We start from the raw sequence: 20,155 nt of genomic DNA on the forward strand, positions 1-20,155 counted from the left end.
CGGGAGCTGGTGCCTGGCTGCATGGGCTGCGGGCCATTCCCCCTTTTTTCTTCAAAACCTCGGTTCCCCGGCCTATCTGGGGCGCGATGAAAGGTTTTTTCCGCAACGTCTCGCCGCGCCGCGCCGTGCTCGATCTCTGGCAGGTGCTTGGCGCGCCCAGCGAATATCGCCTGCGCGGGCTGGTGCTGGCCGGGCTGGTGACGGGCGGGATCTTCTACGTCATGGTCAATCAGGAAGGCCGCGCCCCGCCGCTGCCGCCCAAGATCATCTATTTTGAATCCTGGCGCGCCGACCGCAGCGACAAGGAAATCATCGCGGGCAACATCGCCGCCCAGAAAAAGGCCGACGCCGAAGCCGCCGCCGAGGAAGCCCGGCAGGAAGACGTGCGCAAGATGTACAAGAGCGTGGGCGCCGCCACCGGCATCGATACCCAGACGCTCTACGATCAGGGCACCCGCGACCTCGAAGCCGAAAAGAAGGCCGAGCAGGAAAAGAACGCCGCCCTGCTGCGCCAGATTACCGGCAAGCCCGTGCCCAAGGCCCCCGCGCCCGACACCCCCGTGCCCGCCCCGCATGACAGCTCTCCCAAGCCCGACTGACGACCACCGCTGGCTGGCCATGGCCGCCGCGCTCTCGGCGCGGGGCCGTCCGCTCAGCGCGCCCAACCCGGCGGTCGGCTGCGTGATCGTGCGCGAAAATCGGGTCGTCGCGCGCGGATGGACCCAGCCGGGCGGGCGCCCCCATGCCGAGGCCATGGCGCTCGCCAGCGCCGGACCTGCCGCATGCGGGGCGACAATCTATGTCAGCCTCGAACCCTGCGCCCATGCCTCGACGCGCGGGCCCGCCTGTGCCGATCTGGTCGCCGCCGCCGCGCCCGCACGGGTCGTGGTGGGCTGTTACGACCCCGATCCGCGCACGGCCGGGGCGGGCATCGCCCGGCTGCGCGCGGCGGGAATCGCGGTCGATCTCGTGCCCCACGCGACTTGCGCGCAGGCCCTCGCCGGGTTCCTGCTGCGCACGCAGGAGGGGCGGCCCCATGTCACCCTCAAGCTGGCCCTCTCGCTCGATGGCATGATCGCGCTGGCCAACGGGCAGAGCCAGTGGATCACCGGGCCGCAGGCGCGCGCGCATTGCCATGCCGAGCGTGCGCGGGCCGATGCCATCCTCGTGGGCGGAGGCACCTTGCGCGCCGATGCGCCACGCCTCGACGTGCGCCTGCCCGGCCTTGAGGCGCGCAGCCCGGCGCGCTGGGTGCTCACGCGCGGTGCCGCGCCCGAAGGGTGGCAGGCGGTTGCCGACATCACCGCGCCCGGCGCCTTCGGGCAGACGCAATGGCTGTTCGTCGAAGGGGGGGCGGGCGCTGCGGCCACCTTCCTGCGCGCCGACCGTGTCGACCGCCTGCTGCTCTATCGCGCGCCGATCCTGCTGGGGCCGGGCCTTGCCGCCGTGGGCGATCTGGGGCTTGAGACTCTGGCCCCGGCCCATGGGCGCTGGGCGCTGGTCGAGGAACGGCAGCTTGGCAGCGACACCCTGAGCGTCTACGACCGCCACCGTTGAAAAAGGAGGCCAAGGCCATGTTTACCGGGATCGTCACCGAAGTGGGCAAAGTGCTTGCCATTGCCGACAAGGGCGACAGGCATGTGACCATTTCCTGCGCGATGGACCCGGCGCGCATCGCCATGGGGGCCTCGATCGCGTGTTCGGGCGTCTGCCTGACGGTGGTGGACAAGGGCGGCAAGGCCGGGGACGCGTGGTTTGCGGTCGATGTCTCGGCCGAAACGATCAGCCGCACCGCCCCGGCACAGTGGGAAGCGGGCGCGGCGCTCAACCTCGAACCGGCGCTGCGGCTGGGCGATGAACTGGGCGGCCATATCGTGACCGGCCATGTCGACGCGGTGGGCGAAGTCGTCAGCGTGACACCCGAAGGCGGCAGCCTGCGCATCCGGGTCGCCACCCCGCGCGCCCTGGCGCCCTATATCGCCACCAAGGGTTCGATCACCGTCGATGGCGTCTCGCTGACGGTCAATCAGGTGGAAGACCAGGCCGACGGCACCTGCCATTTCGGCCTGAACATCATCCCCCACACCGCGCAAGTCACGACGCTGGGCCTGCTGGAAGCCGGTCGCAAGGTGAACCTCGAAATCGACGTTCTGGCCCGCTACCTCCAGCGCATGCAGAGCCTCGCCGCACAGGGCTGACAACACCCGCCAAACAAAAAGGGGCCGGAAGGACATCGCGTCCCTCCGGCCCCTTTTTCGTCATGGCAAAGCTCAGGCCGTGGCGACGTCGGCCAGGGCTTCGATGAACTTCTCGATGTTGCCGGTGGTCAGGCCCGCGATGTTGATGCGGCCCGTGCCCGCCATGTAGACGCCGTGGCGTTCACGGATGGCGAGGATCTGCTCGCTCGAGAGCGGAAGCATCGAGAACAGGCCGTTCTGGGTGCCGAGCGGGTCCATCGGGATCGGGCCGACCTGCTGGGCGGCGGACAGACGGTCGCGGACCCAGCGCATGCGGTCGCGCATCTCGTCGAGTTCGGCCAGCCACATCGCGGTCAGTTCCGCGTCGGCGAGGATCAGGCGGACAGCCGCCGCGCCATGATCGGGCGGCATCGACCACGAAGCGCGGGCAATGGCCGAACCATTGGCCATGGCGCGGGCCAGGGCATCGCCATCGCTGGTCACCACATAGAACGCGCCGACGCGGTCGCGGTAGAGACCGAAGTTCTTGTCGCACGAATAGGCAACCAGCGCCTCGGGCACGGCCTTGAGCACGGTGCGCAGGCCATAGGCATCGGCTTCCATGCCTTCGCCAAGGCCCTGATAGGCCAGATCGACCAGCGGCAGCACGCCCTTGGCCGCCAGCAGCGGGGCGATTTCGTCCCACTGGGCCGGGGTGTAGTCGACACCGGTCGGGTTGTGGCAGCAGCCATGCAGCATGACCAGATCGCCCGCTTCGGCCTCGTTCAGCGCGGTCTTGAGCGCTTCGAGGTCGGCGGTGCCGTCGGCAGCCATGTGCTTGAAGGTCTTGAGTTCAAGGCCGATGGCATTGACGATCTGGGCGTGGTTGGGCCACGAGGGGGTGCCCATCCACACGCGCTTGACGCCTGCGCGCTTGGCGACTTCGAGGGCCAGACGCACAGCGCCCGTGCCGCCCGGCGCCTGCATGCCTTCGACCTTGCTGGTGTCGAAATCGGCACCGAACACATAAGGGATCAGCGCGTGGACAAAGCCCATGTCGCCTTCGGGCCCGAGGTAGGCCTTCGAATCCTGATCGGCGAGGAGCTTGGCCTCGGCGGCCTTGATCGCCTTGAACACCGGGGTCGCACCATCGGAGGTACGGTAGACGCCGACACCGAGGTCGATCTTGTCTTCACGCGGATCGGCATTGTGCAGCTTGATCAGCGCCAGCAAGGCGTCGGCCGGCTGGGCCGCCAGGTTTTCGAGCATGGGGAAGCTTTCTTTCGCGACTGACTAAAAGGAGCGCGGCTCCCATGCCGCCGCAGGTTCGGCGGCGCAAGAAGATTCGCCTCCTCGGGCATGCTGCAATGCACTACATTCGAATCATTTCAGCCCCCAGCCAGATCAAGGCGCCAGATCAAGACGCCAGATCGAGCCGATAGCCGACCCCCGGTTCGTTGCGCAGCGCGGAGGCCCCGGTCGGACGGTCCCCCTCCAGCTTGCGCCGGATGCCGCGCGCGGCCACGCGCAGATATTCGACATCGCTTTCATGGCCCGGCCCCCAGATCGTGCGCAGCAGCTGGGCATGGGTGACGACCTGCCCGGCATGGCGCACCAGTTCGGCCAGAAGCGCATATTCCTTGGGCGCGAGGTGGACTTCCTGCCCGCCCTTGCGCACCAGCCGCGCGGCCAGATCGATCTCGACATCGGCGAACCGCAGGAGCGTTCCCCCCCCCCCACCCGTGCCCCCGCCCGCGCTGCCCGCCAGCCGCGCCCGGTGGCGCAAGGCGGTCCGCACGCGGGCGAGCATTTCATCGGGCGCAAAAGGCTTGGTCACATAGTCATCGGCGCCCAGATCGAGCGCGGCAACCTTCTGCGCGATGGCATGGCGCGCGGACAGCACGACCACGGCAAGGCCCGCCCCGACCAGTTGGGGCAGGATGTCCAGCCCGTCGCGGTCGGGCAGGCCGAGGTCGAGCAGGGCGAGCGCGGGGGCCTGTGCCTCGCGCATGAGCAGGGCCTGCGCCGCGCTGTCGGCCTCGCAGACGCGGTAGCCGGCTTCCTCGAGGCTGCGCCGCAAAAGCGCGCGGATCGCGCCATCGTCGTCGATCACCAGCACGCACGGTGATGTGTCCTTCATGCCCCGTTCTCCGCGCCGGAATCCGTGTCATCGTCAACCGGCCGTACGAGATGGGGCGGCACGCGCAAGCTGAACCGCGCGCCCCCGCCCATCCCTTCCCCTCTGGCCCCCTCCCCTCTGGCCCGGTTCCCGGCGCGAACCTCCAGCCCCATGGCATCGGCAAAGCCCTTGACGATGGCCAGCCCGAGCCCGGTGCCCCCCTTGCGGTCGGAACCTTCGAGCCGGGTGAACATGCCGAAGATCCGGTCCTCCTCGCCCGGCGGAAGGCCCGGCCCGCAATCGCAGACCGCCACTTCGATTCCGCCATCCTTTTGCCAGTCCGCCTCGATGCGGATCGGCCCATTTGCGCCACCCCCACTTGCTCCACCCCCACTTGCGCCACCATGCCGCATGGCATTGTCGATCAGGTTGATCAGGCAATGGTGCAGCAACCGGGGATCGACCATCACCAGCGGCAGGTCGCGCGGGACGGCCAGTTCCACAAGATCGCACAAGGTGGTCGGCGCCAGATGGTCGAGCGCGGCCTCGCAGGCTTCGGCCAGATCGACCGGCTCGGCCTCGCGCCGCAAGGTGCCCGTCTCGATCCGCACCATGTCGAGCAGGTTGGCCACGAACCGGTCGAGTCGCTCGGCCTCGCCGCGCGCACTGGCAAGGGCCAGGGCCTGGTCGGCATCGCGCGGACGCAGCGCGCGCAAGGTGCCCAGAACGGTCGTGAGCGGGGTGCGCAAGTCGTGGCCGATCGACGAGAGCAGCGCCCCGCGCAGCCGCTCGCGTTCCTGCACGCGGCCCAGCGCGATGTTTTCCTCCTCCAGCGCCATCCGCGCGAGCGCCAGCCCCGCCTGGGCAAGCAGGCTTTCCATCAGCGGCACCTGTTCGCCATGGAGCGGGCGGTCGACGTGCGCGCTGCCCACCCCCACGACCGCAAGCGGCCCGGCGGTCCCCGGCACGGGCAGGAACAGCCATTCCGAAGCGGTCGGCACGAAGCCGCCCGGCCCGACGGTCCGCCCGCTTTCAAAAGACCACTGCGCGGCGGTGGCCTCAAGCAGGTCGAGCCGCTCGTGTGCGCCGCTCCCGCCGACCAGCACCAGCCCTCCCGCCCTGTCCGGGGCCACGATCATGACCCGCAGCCCGAACACCTTGTCGATCTCTTCGGCCAGAAACGGCCAGAGCGCCTCGCGCCGGGTCACCGCCATGAGCCGCCCGGCAAAGCCCACCAGCAAGGCGTCGCGCCCGGCGCGCGCCTCGGCCAACTGGGTCTGTTCGCGCAGTTGCCCGGCCATGTGGCTGCCCACCAGCGCCACCCCGAGCAGGATCACCAGCGTGATGAAATGCGAAGGGTTGGCCACCGCGAGTGTGAAACGGGGCGGAATAAAGAAGAAGTTATAGGTCAGTGCCGAAAGCACCCCGGTCAGCAGCCCCGGCCGCATCCCCAGCCGGATCGCCGCGAACATCACCGGCACCAGATAGAGCAGCCCGATATCGGCAATGCCCGCCCGCGCAAACAGGACCAGCCCGACCAGCGTGACCAGCACCACCAGCGCGACACAGGCCACCAGACCGGCGGCCGATGCGTGCCCGTCAGGCTCCCCCTGATTCATCATGGTACGAAACGCGGCCAGCCTGCTCATGCGCGTGAGGGATGCCAGCGCAAGCGCACGGGGTCGAGAGGCAAGTGGGGAAGCGAGCCCGGCGCGCGGCAGAAAGCGCGACATGAAGACCCGCATGAAGCCGGGCGTGAAGCCCCGCGTAAAGAATGCGTAAATTCCGTCGCGAAGCGCCACGAAGCGGCGTAGCGGCGCGGGCATGACTGCAACGTCCCTGACAGCCACTGGCGCGAGAGCCGATACGGCCAGTCCGCCCTCCCCCCCCTCAGGATCCGGCCAGTTCGGCGCCCGGCGGCCACGGCCATGATGGCCATGGCGAAAACCATGGCCTGATGCCGCTGGCCGTGGGTGCCATCGGCGTCGTCTTCGGCGACATCGGCACCTCGCCGCTCTATTCGCTCAAGGAAAGCTTCATCGGCCACCACCGGCTGGCGGTGGACCCTGATCATATCTTCGGCGTGCTCTCGCTGATGTTCTGGACGATGACGCTGATCGTCACGGTCAAGTATGTCTTCGTGATCCTGCGCGCCGACAACAAGGGCGAAGGCGGCAGCCTCGCGCTGCTCGCGCTGATCGGTCGCCAGCTCAAGCCGGGCAAGCTGACCGCGTTCACCGCCGTTCTGGGCATCGTGGCGACCGCGCTGTTCTATGGCGATGCGATCATCACGCCCGCCGTTTCGGTGCTCTCGGCGGTCGAGGGGCTCACCATCGTCCACCCGGCCTTTGCCGAATTCGTCCTGCCGATCTCGGTGGCGATCCTGATCGGCCTCTTCGCGATCCAGTCGCACGGGACGGCGATGGTGGGCAAGCTGTTCGGCCCGGTCATGCTGGTCTATTTCCTCGTGATCGCGCTGCTGGGCATCCGGGGCATCATCGAGGCGCCCGAGATCCTGCTCGCGGTCAACCCGTGGTATGCGCTCAACTTCTTCCTGCTCGATCCCATGCTGGCGTTCCTCGCGCTGGGCTCGGTGGTGCTGGCGGTGACGGGGGCCGAGGCGCTCTATGCCGACATGGGCCACTTCGGGCGCCGCGCGATCATGGTCGCCTGGCTGTGGGTGGCGTTCCCGTGCCTGCTGCTCAACTATGCCGGGCAATCGGCGCTGCTGCTGCGCACCCCGGCGATGGTCGAGAACCCGTTCTTCCTGATGGCGCCCGACTGGGCCCGCCTGCCGCTGGTGATTCTGGCCACGATGGCCACGGTGATCGCCAGCCAGGCGGTGATCTCGGGGGCGTTCTCGGTCTCGCAACAGGCGGTCCAACTCGGCTTCCTGCCGCGCGTGCGCATCCTTCATACGAGCGCGAGTGCCGCCGGACAGATCTATGTGCCGATCGTCAACTGGGCGCTGCTGGTCATGGTGATCCTGCTCGTGCTGGCCTTCCGCACGTCGAGCAACCTGGCCTCGGCCTATGGCATTGCCGTCACGGGCACGATGTTCATCACCGCCTGCATGCTCGGCGTGCTGACCTTCGCGGTGTGGAAGTGGCACCCGCTGGCCGCTGGCCTGCTGACGGGCGTGTTCCTGATCATCGACGGGGCCTATTTCGCCTCGAACGTGACCAAGATCCCCGATGGCGGCTGGTTCCCGCTGCTGGTCGCGGCCATCGCGTTCACCGCGCTCACCACGTGGTCGACCGGGCGGCGCATCCTGCGCGAGCGCCTCGCCGAAGACGCCATGCCGTTTGACCTGTTCCTCGGCTCGGTCTGCGAGAAGGTGCGCCGGGTCAGGGGCACGGCGGTGTTCCTCGCCTCGACCGCCGATGGCATTCCGCCTGCCCTGCTCCACAACCTCAAGCACAACCACATCCTGCACGAACGCGTGGTGATCCTGACCGTCATCACCCAGGGCGTGCCCCATGTCCCCGATCACAAGCGCCGCGAGGTCGAGGATCTGGGCCATGGCTTCTACCGCCTGATCGTCAACACCGGCTTCATGGACGAAACCGGCATCCCCGCCGAGCTGGCCGCCGAAACCCGCGCGGGCGGGCCGTTCAAGGCCATGGAAACCAGCTACTTCCTCGCCCGCCAGACGCTGATCGCGTCGAAGCGGCCGGGCATGGCGATCTGGCGCGAAAAGCTGTTCGCGTGGATGGTGCGCAATTCGGAAAGCCCGATGCAGTTCTTCCGCCTGCCCACCAACCGCGTGATCGAACTGGGCAGCCAGCTCGAAATCTAAGGCCCGCCTACGCCTGCCGATCCGGTGGTCAGATCTCGACCACCTGATCGGCCAGCCGCGCCACATCGGCCTGCTGGTGCGAAACCATCAGCACCGGCAGGCCGAAACGGTCGCGGATCGCCGCGATCTGTTCGATCACCGCATCACGCCGCGCCGGATCGAGCGCGGTCAGCGGCTCGTCCATCAACAGGAAGCGGGGGCTGCGCAACAGCGCCCGCCCGATCGCCACCCGCTGCGCCTCCCCGCCCGAAAGCGTGCGCGGACGGCGCGCCAGCAAGGGCGCGATGTCGAGGAACCCGGCCACCTCCTCAAGGCTCAGCCGCCGCGCCGCGCCCGGAGCCTCTTCCCCAGCCAGCCGCGCGCCAAACAGCAGGTTGTCGCGCACGTTCAGATGCGGAAACAGCCGCAAGTCCTGAAAGACATAGCCCGCACAGCGCGCCTCGGGCGCAAGGTTCACGCCCGCCGCCGCATCGAACAGCGTGACCCCGCCCACCACGATCCGCCCGGCACGCGGGCGCAGCAATCCGGCCACCGCGTCGAGCGTGCTGGTCTTGCCCTGCCCCGAAGGCCCGACCAGCGCGGTGATCCCCGCCCCGGCGGCAAAGCGCACGGCAATCTCGCGCGTGCCCCGTTCGAGCACGATGTCGACCTCAAAGGACATGCGCGCGCCCTCCGCCCTGCCACCGCGCCAGCCCTTCGGACACCACCAGCGCGCCCAGCGACAGCACCACCGAGACCAGCGCCAGCCGCCAGACCGCCGCATCGCCGCCCGGCACCTGCAAGGCGGCATAGATCGCCAGCGGCAGGGTCTGCGTCTGGCCCGGAATGTTGGAGACAAAGGTGATCGTCGCGCCAAATTCGCCCAGCGAGCGCGCAAAGCCGAGCACGACCCCGGCCAGAACACCGGGCGCGCAAAGCGGCAAAGTCACCCGCGTGAAAGTGGTCCAGCGCCCGGCCCCCAGCGTGCGCGCGGCCTGTTCGAGCCGGGGATCGACCGCTTCGAGCGACAGGCGGATCGCCCGCACCATCAGCGGCAGCGCCATGACCGCAGCAGCCAGCGCCGCCCCGGTCCAGCGGAACAGCAGGGTCACGCCCGCCACCCGCTCCAGCCAGCCACCCACGATCCCCGTCGGCCCGAAGGCGATCAACAGCATCCAGCCGATCACCACCGGCGGCAGCACCAGCGGCAGATGCACGAGCCCGTCGAGCAGAACCCGCCCGGCAAACCGCCCGCGCGCCAGCAGCCAGGCCAGCGCGAAAGCCACCGGCAAGGCCCCCAGGATCGCCACCGCGCTCACTTTGGCCGAAAGCGCGACAACGCCCCATTCCCCGGCAGAGAGCAGCATGGCCGCGCCCGCCCGGCTCAGTGCGCCACGAAGCCGAAGCGGCGGAAGATCGCCTTGCCTTCGGCCGAGATCAGGAACCGGCGGAACCCTTCGGCGTCCGGATTGGTCGAGGTGGTCAGCCGCGCGAGCGGATAGGTGATCGGCGCATGGCTGCCCACGGGAAAGACCCCGGCGATGCGCACCGCAGGGTCAGCGCGGGCATCGGTCGCATAGACGATGCCCAGCGGCGCGGCGCCGCGCGCCACCAGCGCGAGCGCCCCGCGCACGCTTTCGGCGCGCGCCACGCGCGGCTCGACCTGTGCCCAGACCCCCATCGCGGTGAGCGCCGCCTTGCCATAGCGCCCGGCAGGCACCGCATCGGGATCGGCCATGGCCAGCCTGCCTGTTCCCAGCGCGCGCAAGAGCGGAAATCCGGGCGCCGGATAGAGCTTCACCCGGTTGCCCGCCGGGGCCGCGATCACCAGCGCATTGACCAGAAACGAGACCCGCGTGCCCTGGGCCACGAGCCCGGCACGCGCCACGTCGTCCATCCAGTCCTCGTCCGCCGAAACGAACAGGTCGGCAGGCGCCCGCGCCTCGATCTGCCGGGCCAGCGCCGAGGACGCGGCAAACGAGAGCACCGGATGCGGATGCCCCTTGGCCGCCCAGCGATCCGCCGCCGCGCTCATCGATTCCTGAAGGCTCGCCGCCGCCAGCACGAGCGGCCCGTCCTGCGCGAAAGCGGGCGCGGCAGGAAGCGCCCCTGCGGCACAGAGCCCCACGACAGCCAGCAGACGCACCAGAACACGGATCATCGAGTCACTCCACAGAGGCTATATCCGGCAGGATACATGGCCCTCGTCTACAGGCCCGAGCCCCCCGAAGTCCATCGGGCAAAAGCGCCCCTTCCTTGCCGGCCACTTGCCCCGGCCCCCACTTTGCGCGAGAGCCGGAAACCGGCATGACCCGAAAAGGAAACACGATGCGCGCACCCCGTTGGGCCCTGGCGGCCATGGCGACCCTCCCGATCCCGCTGGGGGGCGGCCTTGTGCTGTCCAGTCCGGCGCTGGCCGCGCCTGCCCTGCCCGAAATTCCCGCCCCGTGGCATTCCATCCCCGACATCGGCCCCCTGCTCAAGCAGGACCGCGTGCTCGGCCCCGCGCAGGCCGAGATCAGCATCGTCGTCTGGTCCGACCCGGAATGCCCCTATTGCAAGCAGTTCTCCGGCGTTCCCGATGCGGCGGTCGCCCGCGCCAACAGCGGCGGCACGGCCAGGGCCAATTTCGCGCTGCGCCTGCTGCCCCTGCCCTTCCACGGCGCGGCGGCGGTGGTCGGCGCGCTGGGCGCGCTCTGCGTGGCCGAGCAGGCTGGCCCGAACGGCTACTACAAGTTCCTGGGCGACTATTTCGCACGCACCGGCGCCAATGGCCGGGGCCTTCCGTCCAGCGGCGGCAGCGCCAAAAACGACAGCGCCAAAAACGACAGCGGGCGCGCGGCTGTCAGCGACCTTGCCGTCAAGGATGGCGCGAGCGACAAGGGCAAGCTCGAAGCCTGCCTGCGCAGCGACGACACCCTTGGCCGCATCGCCGCCGAGGGCGATTCGGCCGAAGCCGCCGATGTCGAAGGCACCCCGGCGGTCGCCCTGCGCAACAACCTGACCGGCGAGACCATTCTGGTCAACGGCGCGATCGACCCGGACACGCTCGACCAGGGCATTGCCCTGATGGCCCGGCGCGGCCTGCGCCATGCCGCCCCGCCGCCCGATTACGCCCGCTGATTGTCCGGCCACCGCCCGATAACAGAGACAAAACGGGACAGGGATTTGCGCCAAACCAGCTTCCCGTGGGCCAATTTTGCTCTAAACGGCGTAAATGGATCGTATTGACCGCAAGTTGCTGGCTGCCTTGCAAGCAGATTCCCAGGCCTCGCTCGCCCAACTGGCCGACCGTGTCGGGCTGTCGAGCTCGGCCTGCCACCGCCGAATGCGCGCGCTCGAGGAAACGGGCACGATCACCGGCTATGGCGCGCGGGTCGATCCCGCGCGGGTCGGCCTCAATCTCCATGCGCTCATCGACATTACCCTCGAAAGCCAGAGCCGCGAGGCGATGGAGCGGTTCGAGGAAGCCACACTGGCCTCGCCCGACATCCTCGAATGCTCGCTGATGTCGGGCAGCGCCGATTACCGCCTGCGCATCGCCGCCCACGACATGGCCGATTTCGACCGGCTTCACCGCGAATGCCTGTCGCAATTGCCCGGAGTCAGCGTGATGCACACAGCTTTCGTGATCCGTCCGGTCAAGCCCTGGGTCGGCTATGCGCTGGGCTGAACCGCGCGCAGCCTGATGATAGTAGGACGACGCGCCCTGCTTGGCCTGCTGGGCACGGCGGCGCTGGCCTTGGACCCCGCACGGGCCCGCGCGGCCTCGGGCGGCCCGTTTCCCCGGTCCCCGCGCGAGGCTGAACGCCTGCGCCGCCGCGTTGCCGTCCCCGCGCTCACGGCGGGCTGGAACGGCCCCGAAGGGCCGGAAGAAACCTGCGCGGGCCTGCGCATGGCCGGCGCATCGGCCAGCGTCGAACCGGGCGATTGCTGGCACTGGGGCTCGATCACCAAGCCCGCCACCGCCACCCTCATCGCGCGCGCGGTCGAGGCGGGCGAACTGGCCTGGGACGAACCACTGGCCGCGCGCCTTGGCCCCCTGCTGCCCCGTGCGTCCGCGTCGCGGTGGCATCCGCAATGGCGCGGGCTGACCCTGCTCCACCTGCTCTCCCATCGCAGCGGCTTTGCCCGGCTGGACAACGACCCGGAAATGGACGCCTTCCCGCCCGAGGAGGCCGATCCGCGCGCCAGCCGCCTCGCGCTCACCGCGCTGACCCTCGCCCGCCCGCCCGAGGCCGTCCCCGGCGCCCGTTTCATCTATTCCAACCGCAACTACATCGTGGCCGCTGCCATGCTCGAAGCGGCCACCGGGCGCCCGTGGGAAGACCTGATGCGCGAACGCCTGTTCGCCCCGCTGGCCATGGAGGGCGCAGGCTTCGGCCCGCCCGAACTGTTCCCCGCGCTGCCCGATCCCAATGAAGCCGATCCCCATGAAGCCGATCCGGGCACACCGGCGCCGTTTTCCCCGCTCCAGCCGGTCGGCCACGCCTGGTGGCCGGGCCAGCGCGGCGTCCCCCATCCCCCCGGCGTGCCCCCGCAGGACAACCCCGCCGTGGCCGGCCCCGCCGCGCGGCTCCACGCGCCCATGGCCGCGATGATCCGCTTTCTCGAAGCCCATCGCACCCGCGCCCCGCTGCTGCGCCCGGCGACATGGGACCGGCTGCACACCCCGCCCTTCGGCGGCCCTTACGCACTGGGCTGGGTCGTGCGCGGCGATGGCAGCCTGTGGCACGACGGCAGCAACAACCTGTGGACCGCGCAAGTGCGGATAACCGGATCAGGATCGCGCGCGCTGGCCACCAACTGGGGCGACCACACGCGGCTGGCCGCCCCGCTCGAAACCGCGCTCGACAGCTGAAACATCCACCCCGGTTGCGCCTGCCCGCCGCCCCTTGCACGGGGCCCCGGCGCCTGACACAATCGATCTCATGAGCCAAACCGACTCCCGGCAAAGCCCCTCCCTCCCCGCCCCGAATCCCGCCACGAATCCTGCTGATTCAAATGCCGCATTGCCCTGGTGGCATGGGGCCGCGATCTACCAGATCTATCCGCGCAGTTTCGCCGATTCCAATGGCGACGGGATCGGCGATCTGGCCGGGATCACCGCCCGGCTCGACCACGTGGCCCGGCTGGGGGCCGATGCGATCTGGATCTCGCCGTTCTTCACCTCGCCGATGCGCGATTTCGGGTATGACGTGGCCGACTACTGCGACGTGGACCCGGTGTTCGGCACGCTCGCCGATTTCGACGCGCTGGTCGCCCGCGCCCACGACCTTGGCCTGAAAGTCACCATCGATCAGGTCTACGCTCATACGTCCGACCAGCACCCGTGGTTCGTCGCCAGCCGCCAGAGCCGCGACAACCCTTATGCCGACTGGTACGTCTGGGAAGACCCCAAGCCCGATGGCTCGCCCCCGTCGAACTGGCAATCGGTGTTCGGCGGCCCGGCGTGGCGCTGGGACGCGCGGCGCTGCCAGTACTACCTGCACAATTTCCTGGCCGAACAGCCGCAGGTCAATGCCCACAACCCGGCGGTGCAGCAGGCGATCCTCGATGTCATGCGCTTCTGGCTCGACCGCGGGGTCGACGGCTTCCGCATCGACGCGCTCAATTTCCTGATGCACGAGCCCAGCTTGCGCGACAATCCGCCCGCGCCCGACGATGGCCGCCGCCGCACCCGCCCGTTCGACTATCAGCTCAAGCTCTACAACCAGTCGCACGCCGACATCGTGCCCTTTGTCGAGCGGCTGCGCGCGCTGTGCGACAGCTATGGCGCGATCTTCACCGTCGCCGAAGTGGGCGGCGATCAGGCCGAACTGGAAATGAAGGCCTATACCGCCGGGTCCACCCGCCTCAACAGCGCCTATGGCTTCGACTTCCTCTATGCCGACCGGATCACTCCGGCCATGGTGCGCGACGTGCTCGCCCGCTGGCCCGACGAACCGGGCATGGGCTGGCCCAGCTGGGCGTTTGAAAACCACGACGCCCCGCGCGCGATCTCGCGCTGGACAAGGCCCGATACCCACCCGGACATGCGCGATGCCCATGGCCGCATGAAGGCCGTTCTGTTTGCCGCGCTGCGTGGCAACATCATCGTCTATCAGGGCGAAGAGCTGGGCCTCACCCAGGTCGAGATCCCCTTCGAACTGCTGCAAGACCCCGAGGCTATCGCCAACTGGCCGCTGACCCTCTCGCGCGATGGCGCGCGCACCCCGCTGCCATGGCAGGCCGAAGGCGCGATGGGCGGTTTTACCGAAGGGGAAACCCCCTGGCTCCCGCTGGGCGAGGAAAACCTCGCCCGCGCGGTCGACCGGCAAGAGGCCGACCCGGCCTCGATCCTGTCGCTGACCACGCGCCTGCTCCACTTGCGGCGCACCTGCCCGCCGCTGCGCCACGGCAGCTTCGATGTGCTCCACGCGGATGAAACGGTGCTCGCCGTGCGCCGCATGCACGCGGGCAAGGCGGTTCTGGCCGTGCTCAACATGAGCGACCAGACCTGCCCCTGGCCCGAAGGCCTGCCGCCACACGCCGCCGTGCCACACACCGCCGTACTGGTTGCCGAAAACGGAGCGGCACCCGGCGCGCCCTTGCCCGCCTATGCCGCCCTCATTGTCGAGGAACCGGCCTGATCCCCGCTCAGAACGGCATCCAGGACTGCTTGGGGGTGAACTTCATGTAGCCCGCGTTGACACCCAGACGCAGGCCCACCCCCATGCGCACCGGGATCAGCACGATATTGCCGCGCCGCAGATAGCTGACGTTGAAACCGCCAACGAGATAGGCCTGCCCCTCGCCCGCACCAAAACGGTGATACATGTCGGCCGTATCGTAGAGGTTGTAGACCAGCACGAACGTGCTGCCCGCATTGGCCCCGGCATCGAAGCCGATCGAAGGCCCGGTCCAGTAGACCGGCATGGTGCCCTCGATCTTGTGGTGCAAGGTGCCCGAGCCATAGCGCAGGCCGACCACGAAGGCGCCGCCCGCCTCGCGCCCGGTGATATAGCCGATCGGCTCACCCTGCTTCTTGAGAATGTCACGGATCATCATCGCCAGACCCGAAGCGCCCTTGCCGAAGACCCCTTCGGCGGCCCCGATCAGGTCGTCCTCGTGCCACGACTGCCCGTTCCCCGGGGTCGCCTGACCGCTGACCGAAGGGGCGACATAAGGCGTGGTGCCAGCCGAACCGGCAGGGGCCGGAGCCTGATAGGGCGCCTGCTCCACCGGCGCGGATGCAGGCGGCGCAGGCGAAACGGGCGCGGGCGCGGCGGGCGTGGTGCCCGGCTGGGCCGCCAGATCGCCATCGATCGCCGAATTGGGATCAATGGTCTGCACCTGTGCCCGTGCCACAGGCGCGAGGGCCAGCGACAGGCCCGCCATGGCACCGATGACAGCCAGTCTGCGGTGAATCGAACTCTTCATCATGTCTCCCGTCCCCACGGTCACGGTCGGATCAAAGCCCAGGCCTCAGGCAGCCAAGCGAAAGCACCTGGCCGGGGCAAGCCGACCGCCCCAATCCTTGCCAAGTTTTCCCCATCACAATGAACGGGCGATGAGCCGAATCGAAATTGCACCCAAATCGAGCCTGTCCGCACCAAAACCGGGCCATCCCGCACCAAGAGCATCAGACACCAGATGATCAGGCCCCGGATAATCAGGCTGGGGAAAAATCCGCAACGACCGCTTGCCCCCCGCCGCAACCCCCGTTATGAGCCCACCAACGCCGCTGCGATCCGGAGACGTGGGTGAGTGGCTGAAACCAACGGTTTGCTAAACCGTCGTACTGGTAAATCCGGTACCGAGGGTTCGAATCCCTCCGTCTCCGCCACCGCATCGCTTGCGGTGTTTTCTCTGACAGATTCGAACTCATCCGCGCAGGATGGTCCGCCAGCGAGGGCTGGCAGTGGCCCTTATGGCTCGGGGCGGTATTTTGCTTCGTAGAATGCCTTTTTTTCGCGGCGGGTCATTGCCTTGGTGCTTTCGCCGCGCGTCAGGGCATCGGCGATATAGGCGCCGGTTGAGCGGATGACGCGCGCCGGGACTCCGACGGCGACGCTGTTGGCGGGGATGTCCCGCGTGACCACCGCGCCTGCGCCGATCACGACATTGTCGCCGATGGTCACACCCGGCATGATGATCGCCCCATAGCCGAGGAAAACATTGCTGCCCACGACGATGGGTTTCACCATGTCGATCTGCGGATGCACGCTCCGGGCAACCCAGACGCCGCCATCATGCGTCTCGAAGCGCACCCGTGTCGCGCTCACCCGGTCCCCCAGCGTGATCAGGTAGGGTTCGGACGAGAAATCGACATCCAGAAGCCGGCATCCCTTGCCCAGCTTCACGCCGATGCTGCGGGCATAGGCCTCGGGCGCGCGTGATCTGAGAACCCGCTGCCAGATTTTCCCGAACATGCCCGCGCGCCCCTTTTGCCATGGAACAGGGCGATCCTAATCCAAGGCCTGTCGCCCCGCCATGCGACCCTGCCAAATCCGTGCAGTTTCAGGTGACAGGAACGGGGATCGGCTCCGTCCCCTCGCTGCTCATGCGAAGGGGACGGAAGGCCCATCCCGCCTGTCACCCCGCCAGCGCGGGCCCGCCCAGATCGTCGATCGCGGCCTGCGGCTGCGTAAACCAGCGCGCGCCCTGCGCGGTCACATGCATGTGATCCTCAAGCCGCACGCCGAAGCGTCCGGGCACGACGATCATCGGCTCGTTCGAGAAGCACATTCCCGGTTCGAGCACGGTGCGGTCGCCGCGCACCAGATAGGCCGGTTCGTGGATCGACAGGCCGATGCCATGGCCGGTGCGATGGGGCAGCCCCGGCAGGGCATAGTCGGGCCCCAGCCCGGCGCGGACCAGCACCGCGCGCGCGGCATTGTCGACGCTTTCACAGGTTTCGCCGGGGCGCACGGCGTCGAAGGCGGCCTGCTGGGCTTCCTTCTCGATGGCCCAGATGTCGCGGATGTCCTGCGGGACCGAACCAAACGCATATGTCCGCGTGATGTCGGAATGATAGCCCTCGATCGTGCAGCCGGTATCGACGAGCACGAGCTGGCCTTCCTCCAGCGCACGGTCGCCGGGAAGCCCATGGGGATAGGCGGTCGCCTCGCCGAACTGGACGATGCAGAAGCTCGACCCGCTCGCCCCGAGGCGGCGATGGGCCGCGTCGATGAAGCGGACCACCTCGCTCTGGCGGATGCCGGGGTGCAGGATGCGCGCGGCGGCATGCTGGACCACCAGCGTCATCGCCTTGGCCTGCTGCATCAGCGCCAGTTCGGCGGCAGACTTGACCATGCGGCACTGCTTGATCACCGGCATGGCATCGACCAGCCCCACTGTTCCGGCCGCGCGGATGCGCTCGGCAAAGTGGAACGGCAGTTCCGGATCGATGGCCAGCGTGCGCGCGCCGATCTCGCGCAGGGCGTCGATCACCAGCGCGACCGGGTCTTCGTCTTCCTGCCACGAGCGGATCTCGACCGGAACGGCCAGATCGGCTTCGAGCGTGCCGATCTCGAAGTGCGGGCAGATCATGATCGGCGTGCGGCCGGGGGCCAGCAGCATCGAGACGAGGCGTTCGCTCTGGCCCCAGGGCAGCCCGGTGAAATAGCGCAGCGAGGCCCCGGCATCGACCAGCAGCGCATCGGCGCCAAGGGCCTGGGTCAGCGTGCGGGCGCGGTCCATCCGCGCCTCGCGCTCGGCCGGGGAAATCGCGGGGGCACGGTCGGTCCAGGGGGACAGACGGTCCAGTTCGGTCTGCGCGGTCGATCCGCCAATCATCGTATTTCCAGTCCTTATGCGAAACGGGCAAGGTCAAAGGGCGCCAGCGCACCGGCCTGCGCCGTGTCCCCGATCATGTCCGCGACCAGCCGCGCGGTGATCGGGGCCAGCGTGAGGCCCAGATGCTGATGCCCGAAGGCGTAGAAGAGGTTGTCGAGCCGGGCCGAGCGGCCAATGGCGGGCAGATAATCGGGCAGGGTCGGGCGGCAGCCCATCCAGCGGGCAAACGGCCCGGCAACGGGCAGGCCAAGCTGCGCAATATGCGTTTCGAGCCGCTCCCACTTGCGTGGGTCTGCCGGGGCATCGGGATCGCCCAGTTCGACGAAGCTGGCCGCCTGAACACAAGTCCGATAGCGCGTGACGATCATCCCGCGCTCCTCGAACACCACCGGGGGCATGTCGGCGGGCCACTCGCCATCTTCCACTTTGGCCCGCACATGATAGCCGCGCTCGGCGATCATCGGCACGGCATGACCCAGCCCCTCCATCAGCGCGCGCGAACGGATACCCGCGCAGACCAGCACGCGGTCCACCGCGTCCAGAACCGGTGCGCGCCCGGCGATCCGCACGATCCGCGTGCGATCCCTGTCGGGGACGAGCGCCGCCTTTTCGTCGACCAGTGTTCCTCCGCTGCGCACGAAGGCCGCGCGCAAGGCCGTGCGCAATTCGCCCAGATCGGCAATCTGGGCCGTGCCCGAAAAGTGCACCGCGCCCGCCACGGGCCGGGTGGTCAGCGCGGAGAGCCGCGCAAGGTCGGGCGCGGTCGCGGCGCGGACTGTCGCGGTGCCGGTGTCTGCCGCTTCCCACGCGGCCTGCCCGGCCTGCGCCGCGGCGGCATCCTGCCAGAGCACGAAATGCCCGTCGTTGCGCAAAAGGCCGGGTTGGCCGAGCGCCGCAACCCGCGCCTGCCAGGCGGGCAATGCCTGCGCCATCAGCGGGCGCATCGCCGCGCATCCGGCCCGGAACCGCGCCGGGGCCGAGGCCGCGAGCAACCGCATCCCGAAGGGCATCCACCGCGCGATGGCGCCGGGCGGAAAGGCCAGCGGCCCGCCGCGCGTGAACAGGCGTCCGGGCACGCTGCGCAAGCTTTCGAGCGAGGCGAGCGGCTCGACCTGCTCGGTGGCGACATGCCCCGCATTGCCCCACGAGGGTGCCTGCGCGCGCGGGTCGTCATCGACCAGCACGACACCATGCCCGGCTTCCAGCAAATCCAGCCCGGCGCACAGCCCGACCACCCCGCCGCCGACGATACCGATGAGACCCACGAAAACTCCGTTGCAAATGCCAGACCGTATCGTATACCTTATATCTATCGTCACCCATTCGACAAGGCTCGATGCGCAAGATGATCCGCCGCCTGCCCGATCTTTACCGGTGCTTCCTTTACCGGCGCCCGACCCGCCGCAAGCGTGCCGCCGTGGCCCTCTTGCGCGCCTTGGGCGCCCACGGACCGGCGCGGGCAGCCCCCGATGGAGCGGATCGCAAAGCAAGCCAATCTTTTGGCGGATCTTTTCCTCACCCTGCAAACAGCCCTGCGGGACCGGCCCGATTGCAGGCCGCCCGCCGATCATCTACCGTATACGGCAATTCCCTCCGGCGCCATGACAGCGCTGTGCCCGATATGGAGATCCACAGGTGACAATCGTCGTCCGCACGCTTTCCGAACGCATTTTCGACGTCATTCGCGAAAGAATCGTCGAGGGCAAGCTCCCCGTGATGGAGCCCGTGCGTCAGGATGCGCTGGCCGCCGAACTGGGGGTCAGCAAGATCCCCCTGCGCGAGGCGCTGGCCCGGCTGGAACACGAGGGACTGCTGACCAGCCAGGCCAACCGCGGCTGGTTCGTGCGCCCGATGTCGGAAGACCAGGCCGAGGAAATCTACCTGCTGCGTCTGGCCATCGAACCGGCGGCGGCGGCCTATGCCTGCCTCCACGCCGACGAGGCCGACAGGCAAGCCGCCCGTCACGCCTTTGCCGTGCTCGATACCGCCGCCGCCGGGGACCGTGGCGAAGTGGCCGTGCGCAACCGCGAATTCCATGTCGCGCTGGTCCGTCCGGGCAAGCGCCTGCTCACCACCCAGCTCGTCGAGCGCCTCGAAGTGCTCGCCGAACGCTATGTCAGCGCCCACCTCGAACCGGCCGGACGCGGCGACCGCGCCCATACCGAACACAGCGACCTTCTGGCCACCTGGCTCGCCGGGGATGCCGACAAGGTCAAGACACTGCTCACCGCGCACATTGCCAGCACGCTGGACGATCTGCGCGCCCATTTCAAAGCCAGCCAGACAGGCTGATCCATACCG

19 protein-coding genes and 1 tRNA gene are annotated in these 20,155 nt (G+C 68.7%); 10 read left to right on the forward strand and 10 right to left on the reverse strand.

The genetic code is table 11. The annotated features are described in order from the left end of the window. Positions 1–86 precede the first annotated feature (86 nt). From SBI20_RS07880 to SBI20_RS07890, 3 genes are read left to right on the forward strand one after another with little or no spacing between them, the layout of a single operon-like run. Positions 87–599 carry a hypothetical protein gene (locus SBI20_RS07880; RefSeq protein ID WP_317974539.1) on the forward strand — a complete coding sequence of 171 codons (513 nt, stop codon included), beginning with the start codon at positions 87–89 and terminating at the stop codon, positions 597–599. Further along, a complete protein-coding gene (gene ribD, locus SBI20_RS07885; protein WP_317974540.1) occupies positions 574–1,557 on the forward strand; it encodes a bifunctional diaminohydroxyphosphoribosylaminopyrimidine deaminase/5-amino-6-(5-phosphoribosylamino)uracil reductase RibD in 984 nt (327 codons plus the stop codon). The genes SBI20_RS07880 and ribD overlap by 26 nt, the downstream gene beginning before the upstream one ends. A 17-nt stretch (positions 1,558–1,574) precedes the next feature. Continuing rightward, positions 1,575–2,198 (forward strand): riboflavin synthase, encoded by a 624-nt coding sequence (locus SBI20_RS07890; protein ID WP_317974541.1) that lies wholly within the window; start codon positions 1,575–1,577, stop codon positions 2,196–2,198. Positions 2,199–2,270: 72 nt separating this feature from the next. On the opposite strand, the gene SBI20_RS07895 is transcribed toward SBI20_RS07890, so the two are convergent. From SBI20_RS07895 to SBI20_RS07905, 3 genes are all read right to left on the reverse strand, one after another. Then, the gene (locus SBI20_RS07895) at positions 2,271–3,446 is read right to left on the reverse strand and encodes an amino acid aminotransferase (RefSeq protein ID WP_317974542.1); all 1,176 of its coding nucleotides are present in this window, start codon (positions 3,444–3,446) and stop codon (positions 2,271–2,273) included. Between the two features lie 148 nt (positions 3,447–3,594). After that, on the reverse strand, positions 3,595–4,317 hold the full coding sequence (locus SBI20_RS07900) for a response regulator (protein WP_317974543.1): 723 nt from the start codon (positions 4,315–4,317) through the stop codon (positions 3,595–3,597). Continuing rightward, positions 4,314–6,122, reverse strand: a complete 1,809-nt coding sequence (locus SBI20_RS07905) for a sensor histidine kinase (RefSeq protein ID WP_317974544.1) — start codon at positions 6,120–6,122, stop codon at positions 4,314–4,316. Before SBI20_RS07905 ends, SBI20_RS07900 begins: the two co-directional genes overlap by 4 nt. A gap of 131 nt (positions 6,123–6,253) precedes the next feature. Between SBI20_RS07905 and SBI20_RS07910 the strand changes: the two genes are divergently transcribed. Next, entirely contained in the window at positions 6,254–8,095 is a 1,842-nt protein-coding gene (locus SBI20_RS07910) for a potassium transporter Kup (RefSeq protein ID WP_317974545.1), read from the forward strand. 28 nt (positions 8,096–8,123) lie between these two features. Here the strand turns inward: SBI20_RS07910 and SBI20_RS07915 are convergent, their stop codons facing one another. Genes SBI20_RS07915 through modA form a run of 3 tightly spaced genes read right to left on the reverse strand, consistent with a single transcriptional unit; the run spans position 8,124 to position 10,235 of the window. Next, entirely contained in the window at positions 8,124–8,756 is a 633-nt protein-coding gene (locus SBI20_RS07915; protein WP_317974546.1) for an ATP-binding cassette domain-containing protein, read from the reverse strand. Beyond that, positions 8,746–9,441 carry a molybdate ABC transporter permease subunit gene (modB, locus tag SBI20_RS07920; protein WP_317974547.1) on the reverse strand — a complete coding sequence of 232 codons (696 nt, stop codon included), beginning with the start codon at positions 9,439–9,441 and terminating at the stop codon, positions 8,746–8,748. The genes SBI20_RS07915 and modB overlap by 11 nt, the downstream gene beginning before the upstream one ends. A gap of 17 nt (positions 9,442–9,458) precedes the next feature. Further along, positions 9,459–10,235 (reverse strand): molybdate ABC transporter substrate-binding protein, encoded by a 777-nt coding sequence (modA, locus tag SBI20_RS07925; protein WP_317974548.1) that lies wholly within the window; start codon positions 10,233–10,235, stop codon positions 9,459–9,461. A 167-nt stretch (positions 10,236–10,402) separates the two neighbouring features. Between modA and SBI20_RS07930 the strand changes: the two genes are divergently transcribed. From SBI20_RS07930 to SBI20_RS07945, 4 genes are all read left to right on the forward strand, one after another. Beyond that, positions 10,403–11,197 (forward strand): DsbA family protein, encoded by a 795-nt coding sequence (locus SBI20_RS07930; RefSeq protein ID WP_317974549.1) that lies wholly within the window; start codon positions 10,403–10,405, stop codon positions 11,195–11,197. A gap of 94 nt (positions 11,198–11,291) precedes the next feature. Beyond that, positions 11,292–11,747 (forward strand): Lrp/AsnC family transcriptional regulator, encoded by a 456-nt coding sequence (locus tag SBI20_RS07935; protein ID WP_317974550.1) that lies wholly within the window; start codon positions 11,292–11,294, stop codon positions 11,745–11,747. Positions 11,748–11,762: 15 nt separating this feature from the next. Further along, positions 11,763–12,935 carry a serine hydrolase domain-containing protein gene (locus tag SBI20_RS07940; protein WP_317974551.1) on the forward strand — a complete coding sequence of 391 codons (1,173 nt, stop codon included), beginning with the start codon at positions 11,763–11,765 and terminating at the stop codon, positions 12,933–12,935. Between the two features lie 70 nt (positions 12,936–13,005). Next, positions 13,006–14,706: an alpha-amylase family glycosyl hydrolase gene (locus tag SBI20_RS07945; protein ID WP_317974552.1), complete on the forward strand. Its 1,701-nt coding sequence runs from the start codon at positions 13,006–13,008 to the stop codon at positions 14,704–14,706. A gap of 7 nt (positions 14,707–14,713) precedes the next feature. Here the strand turns inward: SBI20_RS07945 and SBI20_RS07950 are convergent, their stop codons facing one another. Next, complete coding sequence (locus SBI20_RS07950; protein WP_411911505.1) at positions 14,714–15,499, reverse strand: DUF1134 domain-containing protein; 786 nt, start codon at positions 15,497–15,499, stop codon at positions 14,714–14,716. Between the two features lie 310 nt (positions 15,500–15,809). Between SBI20_RS07950 and SBI20_RS07955 the strand changes: the two genes are divergently transcribed. Further along, positions 15,810–15,902 (forward strand) — tRNA-Ser (locus SBI20_RS07955). 82 nt (positions 15,903–15,984) lie between these two features. Here SBI20_RS07955 and SBI20_RS07960 read toward each other — a convergent pair. The 3 genes from SBI20_RS07960 to SBI20_RS07970 form a co-directional block, all read right to left on the reverse strand. Beyond that, complete coding sequence (locus SBI20_RS07960) at positions 15,985–16,488, reverse strand: acyltransferase (protein ID WP_317974553.1); 504 nt, start codon at positions 16,486–16,488, stop codon at positions 15,985–15,987. 163 nt (positions 16,489–16,651) lie between these two features. Continuing rightward, positions 16,652–17,854, reverse strand: coding sequence for a M24 family metallopeptidase (locus SBI20_RS07965; protein WP_317974554.1), 1,203 nt, complete (start codon positions 17,852–17,854; stop codon positions 16,652–16,654). 14 nt (positions 17,855–17,868) lie between these two features. Continuing rightward, entirely contained in the window at positions 17,869–19,119 is a 1,251-nt protein-coding gene (locus SBI20_RS07970) for an NAD(P)/FAD-dependent oxidoreductase (protein ID WP_317974555.1), read from the reverse strand. Positions 19,120–19,489: 370 nt separating this feature from the next. Here SBI20_RS07970 and SBI20_RS07975 point away from each other — a divergent pair, with 370 nt between their 5' ends. Continuing rightward, entirely contained in the window at positions 19,490–20,146 is a 657-nt protein-coding gene (locus tag SBI20_RS07975) for a GntR family transcriptional regulator (RefSeq protein WP_317974556.1), read from the forward strand. Positions 20,147–20,155: the final 9 nt, after the last annotated feature.

It is taken from the genome of Novosphingobium sp. IK01 (assembly GCF_033242265.1).
In the GTDB taxonomy this organism is placed as follows: Bacteria; Pseudomonadota; Alphaproteobacteria; order Sphingomonadales; family Sphingomonadaceae; genus Novosphingobium; species Novosphingobium pituita.

What these genes read in the sequence shown, in the direction of transcription:
- SBI20_RS07880 (WP_317974539.1), top strand. Translation starts at nt 87, where the DNA reads ATGAAAGGTTTTTTCCGCAACGTCTCGCCGCGCCGCGCCGTGCTCGAT.
- ribD (WP_317974540.1), top strand. Translation starts at nt 574, where the DNA reads ATGACAGCTCTCCCAAGCCCGACTGACGACCACCGCTGGCTGGCCATG.
- SBI20_RS07890 (WP_317974541.1), top strand. Translation starts at nt 1,575, where the DNA reads ATGTTTACCGGGATCGTCACCGAAGTGGGCAAAGTGCTTGCCATTGCC.
- SBI20_RS07895 (WP_317974542.1), bottom strand. Translation starts at nt 3,446, where the DNA reads ATGCTCGAAAACCTGGCGGCCCAGCCGGCCGACGCCTTGCTGGCGCTG.
- SBI20_RS07900 (WP_317974543.1), bottom strand. Translation starts at nt 4,317, where the DNA reads ATGAAGGACACATCACCGTGCGTGCTGGTGATCGACGACGATGGCGCG.
- SBI20_RS07905 (WP_317974544.1), bottom strand. Translation starts at nt 6,122, where the DNA reads ATGCCCGCGCCGCTACGCCGCTTCGTGGCGCTTCGCGACGGAATTTAC.
- SBI20_RS07910 (WP_317974545.1), top strand. Translation starts at nt 6,254, where the DNA reads ATGCCGCTGGCCGTGGGTGCCATCGGCGTCGTCTTCGGCGACATCGGC.
- SBI20_RS07915 (WP_317974546.1), bottom strand. Translation starts at nt 8,756, where the DNA reads ATGTCCTTTGAGGTCGACATCGTGCTCGAACGGGGCACGCGCGAGATT.
- modB (WP_317974547.1), bottom strand. Translation starts at nt 9,441, where the DNA reads ATGCTGCTCTCTGCCGGGGAATGGGGCGTTGTCGCGCTTTCGGCCAAA.
- modA (WP_317974548.1), bottom strand. Translation starts at nt 10,235, where the DNA reads ATGATCCGTGTTCTGGTGCGTCTGCTGGCTGTCGTGGGGCTCTGTGCC.
- SBI20_RS07930 (WP_317974549.1), top strand. Translation starts at nt 10,403, where the DNA reads ATGCGCGCACCCCGTTGGGCCCTGGCGGCCATGGCGACCCTCCCGATC.
- SBI20_RS07935 (WP_317974550.1), top strand. Translation starts at nt 11,292, where the DNA reads ATGGATCGTATTGACCGCAAGTTGCTGGCTGCCTTGCAAGCAGATTCC.
- SBI20_RS07940 (WP_317974551.1), top strand. Translation starts at nt 11,763, where the DNA reads ATGATAGTAGGACGACGCGCCCTGCTTGGCCTGCTGGGCACGGCGGCG.
- SBI20_RS07945 (WP_317974552.1), top strand. Translation starts at nt 13,006, where the DNA reads ATGAGCCAAACCGACTCCCGGCAAAGCCCCTCCCTCCCCGCCCCGAAT.
- SBI20_RS07950 (WP_411911505.1), bottom strand. Translation starts at nt 15,499, where the DNA reads ATGATGAAGAGTTCGATTCACCGCAGACTGGCTGTCATCGGTGCCATG.
- SBI20_RS07960 (WP_317974553.1), bottom strand. Translation starts at nt 16,488, where the DNA reads ATGTTCGGGAAAATCTGGCAGCGGGTTCTCAGATCACGCGCGCCCGAG.
- SBI20_RS07965 (WP_317974554.1), bottom strand. Translation starts at nt 17,854, where the DNA reads ATGATTGGCGGATCGACCGCGCAGACCGAACTGGACCGTCTGTCCCCC.